The organism is Parabacteroides distasonis ATCC 8503, from assembly GCF_000012845.1.
Classification (GTDB): domain Bacteria; phylum Bacteroidota; class Bacteroidia; order Bacteroidales; family Tannerellaceae; genus Parabacteroides; species Parabacteroides distasonis.
Window position 1 is genome coordinate 4031329 of record NC_009615.1, and the last position, 17546, is coordinate 4048874.

The window sequence follows — 17546 nt, forward strand, 5'->3', positions numbered from 1 at the left end:
TTCTCCTTATTCAGTCAAGTTATCAATAGAAACTTTCATGCCGGTACGTAACTGCATCACGCCGGACGTGATCAGCGTATCGCCCACATTCAACCCTTGCAATACCTGTACACGGCTCTCGGTTCGTATACCGATCGTGATCTCTTGAGGCTCGGCCACGCCGTTCTTATATAAGTAAACGATGTCTTTTCCCATCTCGGGGATAACGGCCTCGCTGGGGATGGCTAAAGCGTCCTTGATCTCCCGCTTGCTGATCTCGACGGAGGTATAACGGCCGGGTAAGATATTCTCGCCCGGATTCGGGTAAGTGGCACGTACTTTCAAGGTACGGGTCGCCATGTCGACCTTGCTTTCCACAGCGTAAACGGTCGCCTTATAGTTCTGCATCATACCGTTTTTCTCCATGCGGAACAGGATCGGGGTTCCGTCTTGTACCTCGGCCGCGTAGCTCTCGGGAATGGAGAACTCGATTTTCAACGGGGATATCTTGGTCAACTTCGCGATTACGGAAGAGGAGGAAGTAACGTATGCGCCCTCACTCACGGAGCGAAGTCCGATGATCCCGTCGAAAGGAGCCCGAAGCTCTGTCTGGGCGATATTCGCTTTGACTAGCTCGATATCCGCCATTAGCTTCTCATATTCGGTGGCTACTTGCTCGTAGGCTTCTTGGCTGACGGCGTCTTTCTCCAGCAAGGTGCGTTGGCGATAGACACGATCCTTGGCTAAAGGAACTTGGGCTTCCAGCTTCTTTAGCTGGGCTTGCAGCGGCTTGTCATTGATTTTAGCCAACAGATCGCCCGCCTTTACGTGGCTACCTTCCGTGAAATAGATGGCTACCACCTTACCGGAAGACTCGAAAGCCAAATCCACCTCTTCGTCCGGAAGGGTACTTCCGGTACTCATGATCTTATCGGTTAATGATTGGTATTTCAATACCTCGGCGTTGATGTTAAGTGTCTGGTTTCGCAGGCTCGTGCCCGATGTGGGTACGACGGAAGCGGCATCTTGGGATGCCTTGAACTTGTTTTTCAATTGAGGGTAAGCGATCATTCCCGCTATCATTAATAAGATAGCCGCCGTAACTCCCCATTTCGCTCTCTTTGTCATCATGTTCTCGTATGGTATTTACTGATAATTTACACTCGTTACTCCAAAATATATAACTAAACGCAAGTTTAGACTCTCCTTTCGTAAAAAGGTTTAATCAAAGATATTATTTTTTTGAGAGATGAATCCCCGATTGGGAAGAACGGGAAAAATAAGGGAATTAAAACGAATCTAGGGAGGAAGTCTGATCGGTTTGTGGTAGAAGAAATGAGTGTCTCCTGTCGTATAGATCTTTTCACATAGGTGAAAAGAACGTTTCACAGCCGTGATCCGATCGTTTCACATGGGTGAAAAGATCAGATCACACTTGTGAAACGATCTGTTATAGCTTATGTATAACTTTCATTAACTGCTCGCCCAAGCCAATCGTATAGCCTTGAGAGACAAATACGACACGGTTGAACGTATCGGCGATCAAGAAGATCGGCAAGGTATTGGCGTTTTGCAATTTCATCGCTGTAGCCATCTCCTTTTGGATCGCCCCGTCGATATCCAGACCGTATGTGATCGTGCCCGGTAAATCGCCGAACTCTTTCGGATCGAAGTTCTTATAGCCCTTCTCGTCAGGGAAGAGAAGCACGATGCCTCGTCCCCAATCTTCTAGTTCCTTCTTCACGGCGGCGATATCACGCATCGCATGGTTTGTCGGTTCTTGGCGGGAGCCTAGAAGCGCTACGATATAGTAGCCACGTCCGGTAGTAGCTAGCAGGCTGGTCTCCTCACCGTTGTCCGCACGTTTGAACTTATTCTCGGAGTTGAAATTACCGATCACCTGTATCTCGTCCTTGCTTTCACGCATTTCCAATTGGATCGGGGTGGTCTTGTCCGCCTCCACATTGAAAAACTCGATCTCGGCCAATACGCTACCGTTTGCCATACGAGTACCGGTCACTAACATATAATTACCTTCATCCATGGATAACGGTTTCTTCAGTAATCCGCTCCAAGTATCTCCCAAGCCCATATCCACATTACCGCCTCTCTCGAAATTCAAGGTCTGTAAAGTACCGTTCGGCAAAACCTTGGCGATCGTGAAGTGACTGTAATATTTCGGGTCTTGCAGCGCCTTGATTGGTTGGTAAGAAGCGATTACCTTGCCTTGTTTAGCGGTCGTCTGTACGGCAGCCTCGAAATCGACGTCTACCCAAGCGTTGTCCTTGAAGTACTGGATCTTGCGGGCTACCGGCTCGATACGTGCCGGAATACCTAAGCTACGAGCCACGGCCACGAAGAAGATATTACGGGAGCCCTTATCAGCGATACGGGATTTCCATACACCCATCGGCATGATCGGAATACGTTGTGCGTTTAGCGCGTCGTTAATGGAGACGTTATTCTTCACCCAATCCACCAATGCCTGTGGATTCTCTACGGCTTGTTTCGCAAGGGAAGGCTCAATGTTTGCAGCGAAGAAACTCTTATATGGAGTCAGGAACTCATTGGCCACACGAGGATTCATGATATATTCATTGAACCATTCGCTTTGAACGGCCGGCGTATTGTTTAAATGGTCCGCAAAGACAGACGCAGGTGTATCACGTAGATCCTTAGCGGATACGACATCCAATAAAGCCATTGCTTGCACACGCTTCTCGGCGGGAGTCTCCCGTAAGAACTTCTCGATCTCCATCCAGTTACCACGGCTACCGATCATGAAATCCTCTGTCTTCATCGGGTCGATACCCAATTCTTTCGCTAAAGCCTCTGCTTTCTCTTCCGTATAGAAAGTAGCTACATATTTATTACGGATAGCGTCTTCTTCCAATAAACGTTTGGCGTTCGCCTCCTTTTGCTCCGGTGTAACTTCTGCGGGGATAGAGCCGTCTACCGGTGGTACGATATCTAGGGCGATCGTCTCCACATCTCCCGGTTTCTTATTCAAGGCGATCGTAACCTCTCCGTCCTTGCCGAAAGAGACCTTGCTGTAGCCGAACTTGCCATCTTTGCTGGCCCATACCAGCATATCCCCTTTTCCGGCGGATAATGAGCATTTGCCATCTGCGTCCGTCTTCTTGCGGGCTACACTGTTAAACTCGGCATAGTTATAAATCTTGAATTCTACCAAAGCGTCCTTTACCGGCTTGCCATTGGCATCCATAACCGTGATAACAGCTTTAGCCGAAGGTGCGTAATTATCGATCACGTTGATCTCGGTATACCCATCGGTACGTTCCATGACATCCTCCGGGCCATTGTATTTACCGAATACTTTCGTATGCATCAACATACCCCGGTAAGCAGGGCCGTTGAACCAACCCAGATTCAATACCGGTTCGGGCTCGCAAGCGCCGAAGAAATACCATTTACCATTCACCCAAGCTTCTACCCATGCGTGGTTATCATCCGTATGCGCCCAGCGAGGTGTATATACCTGACGTGCGGGGATACCCACGGAACGTAAAGCGGCTACCGTGAAGGTAGACTCCTCGCCGCAACGACCGTAGGCGGTCTTCACGGATGCCAAAGGGGAACTTGTGCGCCCATCGGAAGGAGTATAGATAACCTTCTCATGACACCAGTGATTCACTTCCAGTACGGCGTCGTACAACGAGAGACCCTTCACCCGGTCTTTCAACTCATCAAAGAAAACCATGCGGCTTTCATCCAGATTCTCATTGTTGATTCGTACCGGCAATACGAAATGGCGGAAGATATCCTCTGGGATGCTATCGCCCCAAGGCATCTCATTCCGTGCTTGGAAAGAGGAACGGATGTTTTTCAAATAGAAATCGCCACTATAGTCCGTGATGTCTCCAATCGGCATATAGGCGTACATGAAGGTTAACGCCTCCCTCTCTTCGGGAGTCATTTGATCGTTAAATACTGCGAAAAGGTTTCCGTTAGGCAGAGCGGCCTGTTTCGCTTGGAAATCGTTCTCAACCTCAGCTCGGTAAGCGGCGTCGGTAATAAAATGTTGTTGGTTGTTACAGCTCGTCCATACGAGTAATGTGAACAACAGCGCAAATAGATGTTTTTTGTTCATAAAGCGGATATGTATGTTTGCCAAAAGTAATGATTCTATGCGAGATAGAAAAATTCTCGAACAATTTGTAAGAAAGATTTGTTTTTCTATAGAAAGAATAAATCTGGTCTTCCTGTAAATTTGGGACCGGATTTCTTCTTTTTGTGTGATTATAATTGCAAAAAGTTTACGAACTTTGTGACAAAGTATCAAATCACTAATCATAAAACCCGTTTTGCGTATGTTTCAAAATCCTGAGCAAGTGCTATTAATAGCCTCGGTGATCCTGTTTTTTAGTATATTCGCAGGTAAGGCCGGTTATCGTTTCGGCTTACCCGCTTTGTTGTTGTTCCTTGGTGTGGGAATGTTGTTTGGCAGCGATGGTCTGGGCATCCAGTTCAGCGATCCGAATGTAGCCCAGTTTATCGGCATGTTGGCGTTGAGTATCATCTTGTTCTCGGGTGGTATGGACACGAAAGTTGCGGAGGTCAAACCTATCGCCTCGCAAGGTGTGGTATTGGCTACGCTCGGGGTGTTGGCTACGACCTTTATCACGGGCGGGTTTATCTATTGGTTATTTGGTTTATTTGGCAAATATGTTACGTTGACTTTCCCGGAATCTTTATTGCTGGCGGCGGTCATGTCCTCTACGGACTCAGCCTCGGTTTTCTCCATCTTGCGCAGTAAAGGGGTTTATTTGAAAGAGCGTCTGCGTCCTACCTTGGAGCTGGAGAGTGGTAGTAATGACCCGATGGCTTATATGCTTACCTTGCTTCTGATCGCTTACATACAAAGCGGAGGTATGAATATTTGGGAGGCCGGGCTATCCTTGGTCATTCAATTATCGGTGGGAGCTATCGCCGGTTTCTTATTGGGGAGACTGGCTGTGTTGATTATCAATAAGATCGATATAGATAACGAGTCTTTGTATCCGATCCTTTTATTGGCTACGGCTTTCTTCACCTTCGCCGCTACGACCTTATGTAAGGGTAATGGCTATTTAGCGGTTTATATCGCTGGTTTGGTGGTTGGTAACGCTAAGATTGTTCACAAGAAAAGTATGGGGACGTTCTTTGACGGTTTCGCTTGGTTGTGGCAGATCGTGATGTTCCTTACGTTAGGCTTGCTAGTGAACCCGCATGAGTTATTACCGGTGACGGGTGTAGGTGTTATGGTGGGAGTCTTTATGATCTTGATCGCCCGTCCGATTAGCGTGTTCCTTTGCTTGATACCTTATAAGAATTTCTCCTTCAAAGGTAAACTGTATATCTCATGGGTGGGATTACGCGGGGCGGTTCCTATTATTTTCGCTACTTACCCGATGATCGCCGGGATCGAGCATGCCGGTATGTTCTTTAATATCGTATTTTTTATCACGATTCTTTCTTTGCTGATTCAAGGAACCACGGTTACCCAAGCCGCTAAATGGCTGGATATGGTGGATGAGCCGGAACGAAAGGATGAGTTTGGCATCGAGCTTCCCGAGGAGATCAAGAGCGCTATGAGCGAGATCGATATTACCCCGGCGGTATTATCCCATGGAAATAAATTGATGCAGCTGACTTTACCCGATCATACCTTGGCGGTAATGGTGAAACGGGAAGGCCGCTATTTCATCCCGAAAGGAAATACGGAATTAAAGGAGAACGACAAGTTGTTAATGATCTCCGATAATGACGAGGCGCTTTTGCAGGCGTATGATTCCTTGGGGGTGAAGGATTATACGATGAAGAAGAATTGAAATAATGTGCCAATGGGGGAATGTGCCAATATGCCAATGCAGATCTATTTGTGTAGAATAAGCATTGGCATATTGGTACATTATTTTTACCGTACCGGAAATTCAGTTATACGTAAAGTGGTACAGCCATAAGGGATTAACTCGATGCTTTCTTCGTCGCCCATATCATTGCCTTGCTGGGTAAAATACGAGATAGAACCAGAGGAACCTCTATATAAAGACCACCCATTAAGACGTTTGCCTTTCGCCTTGATTGTAATCGGGGCATTCTCTATGTTCCAAGGATAGTCGGTAGTCACTTTCGTTTTCTCTACGACAAAGTTGTCGTTGATTTGGTCTGGTTCCAAGGATTTATGTGTAAGCGCATAGTTCCAAGGAGAATCTGAAGTCACTTGATAATACCAGTTACCGTATTGAGCCGCCTTCTCTCCTTCAAATGTCTTCTTCTCCCATTTCTCGTTCATCTTCAAGGCATAAACCAATGGCCCCCGTTCGATTACCGCACTGCCTCCGTACCAACGGCTGGCCGCTACTTGCATTGGGAGTTCAACGGTTAGGACATCACCTTGTTTCCATTCCCGGTTGATACGGGCGATCTCCCCGGGATATGCATCCACGACGACATTCTCTCCGTTCAGTTTGATCACCGGCTGATTACACCATGCTGGGATGCGAATATGGAAAGGGAAGAAGGCTCTCTTTATTTTTTTATCCTCGAAAGCGAATTTAAAATGCAGAGTCTCGTCAAACGGATAAGCGGTCTCTTCCTCGATTTGCACGGTCACTCCGTTGGCTACCTTAGCTTTGACACTCGAAGGTGCGTATACAAGAGCGGCTATACCATTATCGGCCGTAGCGTACCAAAGGTTTTGAACTAATTTAGGCCAGCCTTGATGTAAGTTTGAGGTACAACAAGGATAACCCGTAAGTTCTCCGAATAAGATATCCGTATCATCGTGTGGCGTGGAGAAATTACGCCACTCACGAGTAACGGCTACTTGGTTGGTTTGCTGATAATATTGACGGGCAGAGTAATCATCTGTCACTTGAGTCGGCAATGCGTTGTAGGCCACTCGCTCCAGATAATCGGCCCATTGAACATCCCCTGTAATTTCCAGCATCTCTTCCAATGAGAACATCATCTCCACGGCGGTACATAATTCGGAACCGGTAGTCGGCTCACCGAAACGAAGTAGTTCGTCGCCACCCCAAAGCCCGGTCGGGAGACCGATCGTATTATGTATATCCTTTACCGCTTTCTTAACGGCGCATATCTGTTTCGGATCTTGATTCTGTTGATAATAAACAACCGGTTCCTTGAAGCCTTGCGCCAGATTGACACAGTGCAAACTGAGTTGGCGGGATAGATGATCTTGATTTAAGAAGATATCCGTCCAGTTAAACGTCTGTTTGTGAATCAACTCTCCTAAATCCAATAAGAACTTGTCGCCTGTGATATTATATAGCCAATAGACGACCATTAAATTATCACCCCCTCTTTGCTCTCCCCAAAAGGTCCATTTACCTAGTGGGTTTTGAGGCAACTCGGCTAATTGGTATTTAAAATATCGAGTAAAGAAATCAATGACCCGTGTATCGCCTGTGGCTGAGTAATATTGTTGCATTACTTTCATCATCACCATCTTAGGCCACCAATCCCGGGAATTGTCCCGTTGTAATCCCGGTTCGTAACTCCGGTCTGTATCCGGTCCGAAATAGCCGTTGGGCTTTTGGGAAGCCAAGGTCCATTCGACCCATGGCTTTACCTTATCGATAAGCGCTTGATCATTGAGTATATAGGCTAGTGGAAGAAGACCGTCTATCCAATAAGGGCCACGTTCCCATACGTCACCATCACCACCTAGCCAACCATTACGAGGGCCCATGACTTTCTCGTATACTTGATCCAAGTTTCCAGTCATGCCGTTCTTCATCCGTACTAATTGCTCCTGCATCCAGCCGGTAGGCCGGATAGAACCGATCGGTAATTCTATGTAAGGTTTCTGTAGCAACGGATAACGGTTGTTTTTGTAATTAACAGAGATAGCTGTTTTTTCATTAGCAAGCTGATTGGCCGCTACGGAAGTGGTAACGACCATAGCGAGCGATAATGCTAATATTTTAGGAAGAAGTTTCATAAGTTAGTAAATTAGTAGTTTATATCATTCGTTATAATCAATCCATACTTTCATTTTCCCCGCTTTCCGGTTATCCCATGTATAATAAGGGATCAAAGTGATTGCCAACTCATTCGTAGTGGCCTTTATGGTTGTAATCCCATTTAATAATTTCGGATTAAACTGGGCATTAAAAGAGGTGTTCGCCGCGATTTTTAGGTTATCAAAATCTTGAGGGTTATCTACCTCTTCCATGCAATATACGAGAGGCCCTCTTTGTATGGCACGCTTACCGATGTTTTGCTTAACTCTAGGGTCTGCGGTCATCAATTTGACTGGCATCTCCATTGATAAGGAGATTACGTCTCCTTGTTTCCACTCTTTATTTAATACGGCGTATCCTTTCTCTGTTGGAGCTTTTACTAGTTGCCCGTTTACCGATAAGGTATATTGTTCACACCAACTAGGGATACGTAAACGTATCTCTTTTTTCAACGGATTAGAAGGAGTTACAGTTAGTTTTACAGTTCCATCCCAAGGATAATTGGTCTCTTGTCTCAACGTGACATTTGTGTTGTCTGTGTTTATCTCAGTAGAATTACCTATGTACAGATTTACCCAGATCGCCTCATTGGAGGTTCCGTAAATATAATTACCGATAGATGGAAGGAAGCGAGATATTTGGCTTGGGCAACAAGCGCAACCATACCATGCTTGACGGTGATGGTCTCCTTTAGATTCCAAAGGATTAACATAGAAAAAACGATCCCCTTCCAGCGATATACCGGCTAAAGCTCCATTGTACATGGATCGTTCGAGGACATCAATATACTTGGAGTCACCAGTAAATTGATTCATTCGTTGATTCCACAATACCATTCCAACCGAAGCGCAGGTCTCACAATAAGCATCTAGGTTTGGCAGGTCATAGTCTTCTGTGAAACCTTCGTTATGGCGTGAGGAGCCGATCCCCCCGGTAATGTACATATTTCGGAGTACGACATCATCCCATAACCGATTCAAAGATTCGATATATCCAGAATCTTGCTTTAACGCTGCCACATCCGCCATACCACAATACAAGTACATGCAACGAACGGCATGACCAGCGATATCACTCATCTCACGTACAGGTTTGTCATCTTGGTAGTAGAATGGATCCCATTCACCTTCCCCACCTTTCGAGCCATGCCCGTGTCCTCGTTCCTCGATCAACCAATCAGCGAAATCTAGGTATTTTTGCTCTCCTGTGGTTTGATATAGTTTGACAAGGGCTAACTCAATTTCCTCATGTCCGGGAACCCAATCTCGTTTTCCCGGTCCAAAGATACTCATCATGTGATCGGTCATTCGTATACAAACATCTAGTAGTTTTCGTTTTCCGGTAGCTTTATAATAGGCCACTCCTGCCTCTATCATGTGTCCGGCACAATACATTTCATGCTTGTCCATATTAGTCCATCGTTTTTCCGGGGCGGTCAATGTGTAATACGTATTAATATATCCATCCGGTAGTTGGGCGGCGGCGAATTTATCGATCCATTCATCCGCTTTTTTCTCCAACTCTGGATTTGGATTGTTGATCAAACTGTATGCCATGCCTTCCAACGCTTTGTATACATCAGAATCATCAAAGAAAATACCGGAATGTTCCCCTTCCCTTTTTGCCGCATTCTCAAAATTGCGGATGCGCCCTGTCTGGTTCTCGATCTGATCAATACAAACAGGCAAAGTGGTCGATATATGTTTCTTTAACCTGGGAGACCAGAAATTATCTTGTATATGAACTTGTGAGAAGTCCACTTGGTCAATCATTTTGAAAGGAGCTTCTTTATGGGGAGCTTGTTTACATCCCCATAATGTTAGACATGTCAAAGATAATAATACGAACTGTTTCATTTTTTTGAGATTTAAAGTTATAATCTAATCAATGCTTTTATAAATCAGACCTATTGATGTTAGTAGGTCTGATTTATAATAAAAAGTTTAAAGTTTACAAACCATTTTTGTCAAAGCATCTGCTGATGCTACTCTTTTTCCGTCGACGAAGATAAAGAATCCTTTCCCGTTACTATATTTTTTTCCTGTTTTATCATATAGAATACATATTTTTTTATGATGATACATTATATGATCTAGGCAAAAATAGTCCCATTTATCTTCTGGTATCAAAGGATTGACGATAAGAACGTCTTCGCTTTGCGGACGAATTCCTACCAGCCCACTTATGACTAAATCACAAAAAGAGGAGTGGTTGTAGTTTCTGCCTCTCTCTTTAGGTTGGTGATTTTTCAACATGGTTCTGGATATCCAATCTCCCGTAAAAGGATTTAGGTTCTCGTCGATCCAAGGAATGACATTACCATTATCGAGTGTGAGATGTTGGCTTTTTGTATATATTTTCAGTAATGTCCAAAAATCGTCTTTGGATATATAGTTTTGTTCTTGATCGTTCAGTAAATTCGCTAACCCTGTCAATGTCATGGCTGTGGCGAAAGGCCAAGACGGACCATTCCATTGGCATTCGTGCCCTTCATAGACAACTTTGAATTTGGGATGACATTGTTCTGCGGTTGTAGGACCATATGGAGCAAAAAAATGGTTTTTGTCCATTAGAAATTTCCATGCGATAGCATAAGAATGATTTGCTAGATCAAAACTCCAAGGCGTGTAACCATGCAATTCCCTGACATCGCGTAATATTGCTTTGCTATCCATAGGCAGTACTTTTATAAAAGAAGCCTGTTCGTCCCATAGTAAATCAAACATTTTGTTACGGATAGCCTCTGCTTTCTCGTGAAAATAGGAACCTTGAGGATCATTCTTTTTCTGAGCGACCCAAGAAAGAGTATTTGCTTCTGCTGCCATATATGAGTTAATGGTAGCCCTATAGCCATTTCCTCCGATAGAAATTTCCATGCCGTCACGGTTGTCTGTTTGCCAGAAAAGGCCGGTTTCGGAATTAAATTTCTCTTTTTCCCATCCGTTGAAGTTAGAGACCAGCTCAGGATATGACTCTTTTAATATAGAGTCGTTCCCTGTGACTAAAAAATATTGGTAGATTGCATTCGCTATAGGAAAACTATAGGATCGAACATCACCTCCACCCCTTAACCAGTAATAGGCGTAATCATTCAAGTAACGCTGTTCATGTAGCCATCTCCCTTCCCTGAAATGAAACCAAGCTGGACAACAAATTCCGTTATATTTCCCAGCCCAAGAGACATCAGGCAGAAATTCTGTTATTATAAATCCCTCTGGTGTTTCTTTTATATGTTTTCTATAAGTCCACCATCGGAAATAATAAATCTCTTCGATATCTTTATCGGGACATTCGAAAAAAGGAATGTTTTCGGCGAGAAAATCTTTAGCTTGTTTGTTCGATATGGACTGTATGTATATTTCCTTATCTTGCTGGTTGAATTTATCCGCATATAAATCAGATAAATGACGATCTAAAATCTGCCCTTGAATATTTACAGAAAAACAAAGTCCAATAAGTAAATAGAAAATGTGTGTATGACTCCTGCTCATATAATGGTTTTATTGTAGGTGTCCTTCTAAAAGAAGGGCACCTAGGTTGGACATTATGTTTGTTTATAAATAATTAGGATTCTGCTCTAGGTTTGGATTTGAGGTCAATACTGTTTCCGGAATAGGGAATACTGAACGATAATCCCCCTCAGGCTTGTGAGATAACCAGCTCTTTGTCGTATATATACCAAAACGAATGGCATCTCTGCGGCGATGCATTTCCCAAGCAAATTCCCAACCCAGCTCATCATACATCCTTCCGAATTGGATTGGATCAGTGTTTCCTCTATCTACGATTTTATAATCTTCCACATAACCATATTGATAGCAAGTATTTCCCGCTAATTGGGAGTCTGTTACTGTCGCTAATTCAGGATTATCTTTAAACGCCCTTTGGCGCACTTGAGTAACCAAAGTACCAGCCCCGGATTTTCCTGTACGTAACAAGCATTCGGCTTTCATCATCATAATTTCCGCATATCTGAATACAGGAATGTCTGTGTTTGAACTGGAATATGAATTTTCAGCGACCTCAAATTTATTCATTCTGTAGCCTTCCAACTCACTGGTATAATTTCCGCTAGGAATATCCTTCGTGTAGATCAGGGGTTCTCCCATTTTATCATAAGTTCCGTATAAAGGAGTACCATCAGCGGCCAATTGTTGCCCCATAAGCCAAGTATCGGCTAAACGTGAATCTTTTTCATTGTAAGTGTCTATGAATTGAGTAACTCCCATGGCAGATCCACATCCCCAAGGTGTATCAATCGTATTGTATTTCTTTTTTAGTTCACCGTGCCAAGAAAACATAAATATACTGTTTCCCGTAGCGAAATTCTCGTCGTAAGGGATTGTAAAAATGATTTCTTTACAGCTTTCGACACCCAGGGCCCTAAAAAGATCTTTGTAATTTTCAGCTAAAGTGAATTTCCCGCTGTTTATAATATCATCACATTGGGTTATACAGTCATTCCAGCGTGCTTCGTTTATGTAAACTTGTGCGTTTAGATATAAGTTGGCTAATAGAGCTTTGGCTGCCCATTTCGTCATTCGCCCGTAATAATTGCCTCCTACTTCTTCGCTTAAATTAGGTATTACCTCTATAAGTTCGTTTTCTACAAAGTCGAAAATTTCTCTGCGTGTATTTTTGGCAGGTAAATCCATCGCAGTTGTTGTTACAAGAGGAGCGTCCCCGAAATTGTCACATATTTGCCAATAGTAGTAAGCTCGCATAGCCCGAAGCTCTGCTAATCCTTGTGTTTTTTCTGTGTCGGAGGGTGTGGGTATTACCCCTGTTTTAATTTGTTCGATAATTTTGTTACATAGTAAAGCCCCTTGATAGAACCATGACCATATATTTTTCACATGGTCTTGCTCTGAATTCCAGGTTTGATAATGCATACGGCGGTATGCGCCACCATCATCCCAACCAGAGGCATTAGGTGGCATAACGATTGCGTCTGCGCTTACTTCTTGTGCGCAAAAGTATCCCCAATGATCTGATTGGCTACGTAAATAACTATATACACTCGCTATAGAAGGAGTGAAATCATCTACTGTATAATTGTATGTTTGTTCTGTTACTTTCGAATATACGGTCTCATCCAGATTGTTGCTGCAAGAAAGTATGCTAAAAGAGCAGCAAGTGCCTAATAGAATTTTTATATAAGTATTCATGATTTATTGCGATTTAAAATTTAATAGAAACACCAAATGTGTAAGTTCGGGTAGACGGGTAACGGTTTTTGTTATCTACGCCAGGAGTCAAACCACTTAAACTGACCTCAGGATCGATTCCTGAATATCCAGTGATGGTGGCTAAGTTAGAGACTGTCCCATATATCCTTAACCGTTTAATCCATGTATTGAAATTGAATGTATAACCGAGGGTTATATTATCTATTTTCCAGTAGTTGCCTTTTTCGATGTAGTAGCTTACATATTGAAGTTCCTGATCTATCGCCAAAGGAGAGTTGCCAAATTTTGTGTCGAATGCCTCGTTTAGTACATTACCTCTTGCTAGCATGACAGGAGCCCCATATTGTAAGCGTGGCATATTCAAGATATCAAATCCGAAAGCTCCACGCATAGTTACTGAAAAATCGAAACCTTTCCAACTGATAGAATTGTTCCAATTAAGGTAGTGCTTAGGTAAGCCGTTTCCGATGACCTGTTTATCTGTTGGTTGTTGCTCGGAGATTGGTTTAGGGTTACCATCTGCTCCCTCTATGATCCAATGTCCATTATCGTCAATATCAATTGTTTTGTATCCCCAAAAATTACCTATTGGTTCACCTTCTTGAATGCGATGTGTAGTGGTTTGTAATGGTTCTCCGGTGGAACCTTTATCTGAGTAACCACTAGATATAAACTGATCATTAGATAGTGATAATAGCTTGTTTTTATTTGTTGAGTAGTTGGTCGAGGTTGTCCATTGAAAATCTTTGGTTTGTATGGGTATTGCGGTTATACCAACCTCGATACCTGAATTTCTCATAGAACCTGCGTTCGCCACCATACTAGAATAGAGATAAGGTGGAGATGGTACGGTATAATCCCATAGCAGATCCTCTGTTTTACGATTATAATAGTCAATATTACCGCTGATACGATCATCCAGAAATCCGAAATCTATACCAATGTTAACCTCTTTCTTTTTCTCCCATCTTAAATCTGGATTAGCGTTAGAATCTGGGCGGATGGTTTTTATATATAACCCATTGTAATATACATATGTGCCGAAATCCAATGTGTTTAAGGACATATAGGGATCATCGGGAACTGTACCGGTTATACCGAAACCTGCACGTAATTTTAAGGTGGATAGTTCTTCTATATCTTTTAGGAAATTCTCGCCTTTAATATTCCATGCACCGGATACGGAGGGGAAATTTCCCCATTTATGATCTGCGCCAAATTTGGTGGATCCTTCGTGACGAATACTGGCAGCTAGCATGTATTTACCCTTGTAACTGTAGTTTAAACGGCCGAAATAACCAATCAGCCTACTTTCGTTTGCTTCTGAGAATTCCGTGGCTTTGCCATCTTTTAAGGCTTGTCCGGTTTCCATATTATTGTATGTGTAATCGTCAGATGGAAAATCATAGTTTTGCATATAATAATTTTGATATGTATCCTTTTGCCAACTATAACCGGCCAATAGCGTGAATGAATGGTCTTCTAGTAGTGTTTTCCTCCATTGAACTGTTAGCTCTGATAGATCTTGCGCTTTTCGTGTTGTTCCGCGAGATGCGTAACCATTTTTCCCATCTCTCCATGTAGATTTATGGTTTTGCGTCTCGTAATAACCTCGTGTTTGATTATAAGTGTTGGAAGAAACGAGATATTTAATGTCCAAGCCTTCTATTGGAGTGTAAGTGATATTTCCAAACATCCTCAAATTTGTAGCTTGATTTTCTCCTTCAACCTCATTTAGCATAGCGACAGGATTGTAATATTCGTTTTTGGTACTTTCCGAATATTTTCCCTCTGCATTATAGACAGGTGTTGTTGGATTGTATATCAGAGCATTCCTGTAAACCTCGCTGTTATAACTTCCTCCATCCGAGCCAGAGAAATAACTTTGCTTATATCCGCTTAAACTAGCGTTTAATTTTAATTTATTGTTGAACATACGATGTGTAATTTCAATACGGGGATAATACATCTGGTTGTTGGTTCGCTTGATTAATCCATTTAACCCCCTATATTCAAAACTAGCTACATAATTTGTTGTACGACTACCACCTCGTAAGCTGATGTTGTAAATTTGAGTAAATGGGGTACGGGTTACTTGGTCTAGCCAGTCGGTTGTAGCACCATCGTCTTGAGCCCCGGCTACTCCTTCTTTAACTCGTTGACGGTATTCGTCCGCATTCATAAAAGGCAGTCTTTTTATTATTTGTTGTGTGGATATATATGCGTTCACGTCCACCTCTGTTGGCATTTCTCCTAAGGTGTTTTTAGTCGTGATCAGAATTACGCCATTTGTTCCACGTGTTCCGTAGATCGCTGCGGCAGAGCCGTCTTTTAATACGTCTATTTGTTGAATGTCATCAGGTGAAACTGAATTTAAGTCTCCTGGAATACCATCAATCAAAACGAGTGGGCTTGCGCTGGCTTTTAGGGTTGTGATTCCCCTAAGAGAAATTTCGGATGTAGATGTTGGATTTGCGTCTGGTGTGATGATGCTTAAACCCGGTACTTGTCCTTTAATAAGTTGGGCTGGGTCGGTAGACGGTGTTTTGATGAAATTTTCGGATTTGATAGAAGAGATTGCACTTGCGACTTCTCCTTTTTTTTGAGTACCATAGCCAACAACGACTACTTCATCTAAACTTTGTGTATCTTCCGCTAAACGAACAGTTATTTCTTTCTTGCCGTTTACATTGATATCTTGACTCAAATACCCGATGTATGAAATTTGGATAATAGCGTTTTCTGGAACTTCCAGTGTATATTTTCCATTAAAGTCTGTAATGGTTCCGATAGAGGTCCCTTTTATGAGAACGTTGGCTCCTATGATAGGTTCTCCATTTTTATCAATTACAGTTCCTGTAATTCCTTTTTTACTTTGTTGGGGAGATGAATCTCTATTTACCTCTTTTCTCATCAGAAAGATGTTCTTCCCTTCTATCTTATAGATCGTGTCTGTATTCTTGAAGATATTGGACAAAATCTCCGTTACAGTTTGGTTGGAGGCTGTAATTGAGATTCTTCGTTCAAGATCCACTTCTTCAACGTTGTAAATGAAAAGATAGTCTGTCTGTTTTTCAATCTCCTCCAGAATATTGTACGTTTTAGCGTTATTTAGTATAAAGTCTATACGCATATTTTGTGAGCGAACAGAAGCTAATAATCCGGTAGTAAAAATAAATAGTGTTGTTAAGGCTAACTTCATGACTCGAAATATTTTATTTTCCATACATTTGTGATGTTTTAATGTTAGTACTAAATAATTTAAGGATAATTCGGTGCTGACTTCTGCCGGGAGATGCTGCAACATTTCCCGGTTTTTCATACCGATTGAATTTATCGACTTTTCTGTTTCATAGGCATATTGATTTAAGTAGTGAATAAATGTGTTTATTTTATTATAATCAAATTCTCTTCCTCATTCTTCGTATAAGTAAACTTATGTTTTAATTGAAGTACTTTTAGCACATGTTCGACTCCATCCTTAATCCTAAACTTACCGGAGTAACGATACTGGAGTAGGGATGGGCGTTGTACGTCTATCTGGATATCGTAATAAAGTTGTAACTTGTCTATTAGATCTTGGATCGATTCATTTTCAAAACAAAATAGGCCCTCTTTCCACTTGAAATAGTTGTAATCCGAGATGTGAGATGTTTCTAGTCTTCCATTGTTGGCTACGGCGATCTCATCAGGTTTTAGACGAAGACTTTGAGATAACTCCGGTGAAGTTATTTCTACACTTCCTTTTATAAGGGCAGTTTCAAACAATGGGCTGTTGTGATAGGCTTTTACATTAAATTCAGTCCCCAATACTTGGATTGTATACTTTGGAGTTTGCACGGTAAATGGACTTTTTTCATTGTGCTGGACGGAGAAGTAGCCTTCGCCGTCTAATTCCACGTTGCGAGTGTTTGCGCTGAATTGTTCAGAAAATTTTAGGGTTGAGCGAGAGTTTAGCCATACATGTGTACCATCGGCCAAGATGACCTCTGCCCGTTGTCCGGCTGGTACATGAATAGTTTGCATTTGTGCCTTGTCTGGTTGTTGTGTCAATAGTTGTTTACTACCCCAAAAACCAACCAAAAAGATGGCTGCGATCTTTAAGAGCTCGATAGTTATTTTTTGTATTGAGAAATGTCTCTTTCTAACGGAATATTTCTCGTTTGTATCACTTTGCCAAAGTGAGAGATCATATAATTTGCGCAAAGCTAGAAATTCACGCATATTCTCCGGGCTTTCGTCCAACCATGACGCTACTTTCAGTCTCTCTTCTTCGGAAACCTCACCTCTTATATATCGTTGTAGTAATTGCTCCATGAATATCTATTAATTTCGCTTTGTATTATAAAAACGATACAATGAGGTAGATCCCTAGTGGAAAAGCGAA

Annotated in this window: 9 protein-coding genes; 1 reads left to right on the forward strand and 8 read right to left on the reverse strand. The window is 42.6% G+C overall.

All coding sequences use genetic code 11. The features are described from left to right. Positions 1-6: 6 nt before the first annotated feature. Together BDI_RS16630 and BDI_RS16635 are read right to left on the reverse strand one after the other, a co-directional pair. Positions 7-1107, reverse strand: coding sequence for an efflux RND transporter periplasmic adaptor subunit (locus BDI_RS16630; protein WP_034526630.1), 1101 nt, complete (start codon positions 1105-1107; stop codon positions 7-9). A gap of 322 nt (positions 1108-1429) precedes the next feature. Beyond that, entirely contained in the window at positions 1430-4090 is a 2661-nt protein-coding gene (locus tag BDI_RS16635) for a transglutaminase domain-containing protein (protein WP_226769863.1), read from the reverse strand. A 220-nt stretch (positions 4091-4310) separates the two neighbouring features. Here BDI_RS16635 and BDI_RS16640 point away from each other — a divergent pair, with 220 nt between their 5' ends. After that, positions 4311-5810 (forward strand): potassium/proton antiporter, encoded by a 1500-nt coding sequence (locus BDI_RS16640; protein WP_009275279.1) that lies wholly within the window; start codon positions 4311-4313, stop codon positions 5808-5810. Between the two features lie 86 nt (positions 5811-5896). Here the strand turns inward: BDI_RS16640 and BDI_RS16645 are convergent, their stop codons facing one another. The 6 genes from BDI_RS16645 to BDI_RS16670 all read right to left on the reverse strand — a co-directional run bounded on the left by BDI_RS16645 (position 5897) and on the right by BDI_RS16670 (position 17476). Beyond that, on the reverse strand, positions 5897-7948 hold the full coding sequence (locus BDI_RS16645; RefSeq protein ID WP_005859834.1) for a beta-L-arabinofuranosidase domain-containing protein: 2052 nt from the start codon (positions 7946-7948) through the stop codon (positions 5897-5899). A gap of 24 nt (positions 7949-7972) precedes the next feature. Then, complete coding sequence (locus BDI_RS16650) at positions 7973-9826, reverse strand: glycoside hydrolase family 127 protein (protein ID WP_005859832.1); 1854 nt, start codon at positions 9824-9826, stop codon at positions 7973-7975. 87 nt (positions 9827-9913) lie between these two features. After that, entirely contained in the window at positions 9914-11461 is a 1548-nt protein-coding gene (locus BDI_RS16655; RefSeq protein ID WP_005859830.1) for an MGH1-like glycoside hydrolase domain-containing protein, read from the reverse strand. Between the two features lie 63 nt (positions 11462-11524). After that, positions 11525-13138 carry a RagB/SusD family nutrient uptake outer membrane protein gene (locus tag BDI_RS16660; protein WP_011967278.1) on the reverse strand — a complete coding sequence of 538 codons (1614 nt, stop codon included), beginning with the start codon at positions 13136-13138 and terminating at the stop codon, positions 11525-11527. 13 nt (positions 13139-13151) lie between these two features. Further along, positions 13152-16385, reverse strand: a complete 3234-nt coding sequence (locus BDI_RS16665) for a TonB-dependent receptor (protein WP_011967279.1) — start codon at positions 16383-16385, stop codon at positions 13152-13154. Between the two features lie 161 nt (positions 16386-16546). After that, positions 16547-17476 (reverse strand): FecR domain-containing protein, encoded by a 930-nt coding sequence (locus BDI_RS16670; protein ID WP_005859824.1) that lies wholly within the window; start codon positions 17474-17476, stop codon positions 16547-16549. Between the last annotated feature and the right edge of the window lie 70 nt (positions 17477-17546).

Bases quoted from the DNA above. Each gene is read 5' to 3' on its own strand.
- BDI_RS16630 (WP_034526630.1), bottom strand. From the start codon at position 1,107: ATGACAAAGAGAGCGAAATGGGGAGTTACGGCGGCTATCTTATTAATG.
- BDI_RS16635 (WP_226769863.1), bottom strand. From the start codon at position 4,090: ATGAACAAAAAACATCTATTTGCGCTGTTGTTCACATTACTCGTATGG.
- BDI_RS16640 (WP_009275279.1), top strand. From the start codon at position 4,311: ATGTTTCAAAATCCTGAGCAAGTGCTATTAATAGCCTCGGTGATCCTG.
- BDI_RS16645 (WP_005859834.1), bottom strand. From the start codon at position 7,948: ATGAAACTTCTTCCTAAAATATTAGCATTATCGCTCGCTATGGTCGTT.
- BDI_RS16650 (WP_005859832.1), bottom strand. From the start codon at position 9,826: ATGAAACAGTTCGTATTATTATCTTTGACATGTCTAACATTATGGGGA.
- BDI_RS16655 (WP_005859830.1), bottom strand. From the start codon at position 11,461: ATGAGCAGGAGTCATACACACATTTTCTATTTACTTATTGGACTTTGT.
- BDI_RS16660 (WP_011967278.1), bottom strand. From the start codon at position 13,138: ATGAATACTTATATAAAAATTCTATTAGGCACTTGCTGCTCTTTTAGC.
- BDI_RS16665 (WP_011967279.1), bottom strand. From the start codon at position 16,385: ATGGAAAATAAAATATTTCGAGTCATGAAGTTAGCCTTAACAACACTA.
- BDI_RS16670 (WP_005859824.1), bottom strand. From the start codon at position 17,476: ATGGAGCAATTACTACAACGATATATAAGAGGTGAGGTTTCCGAAGAA.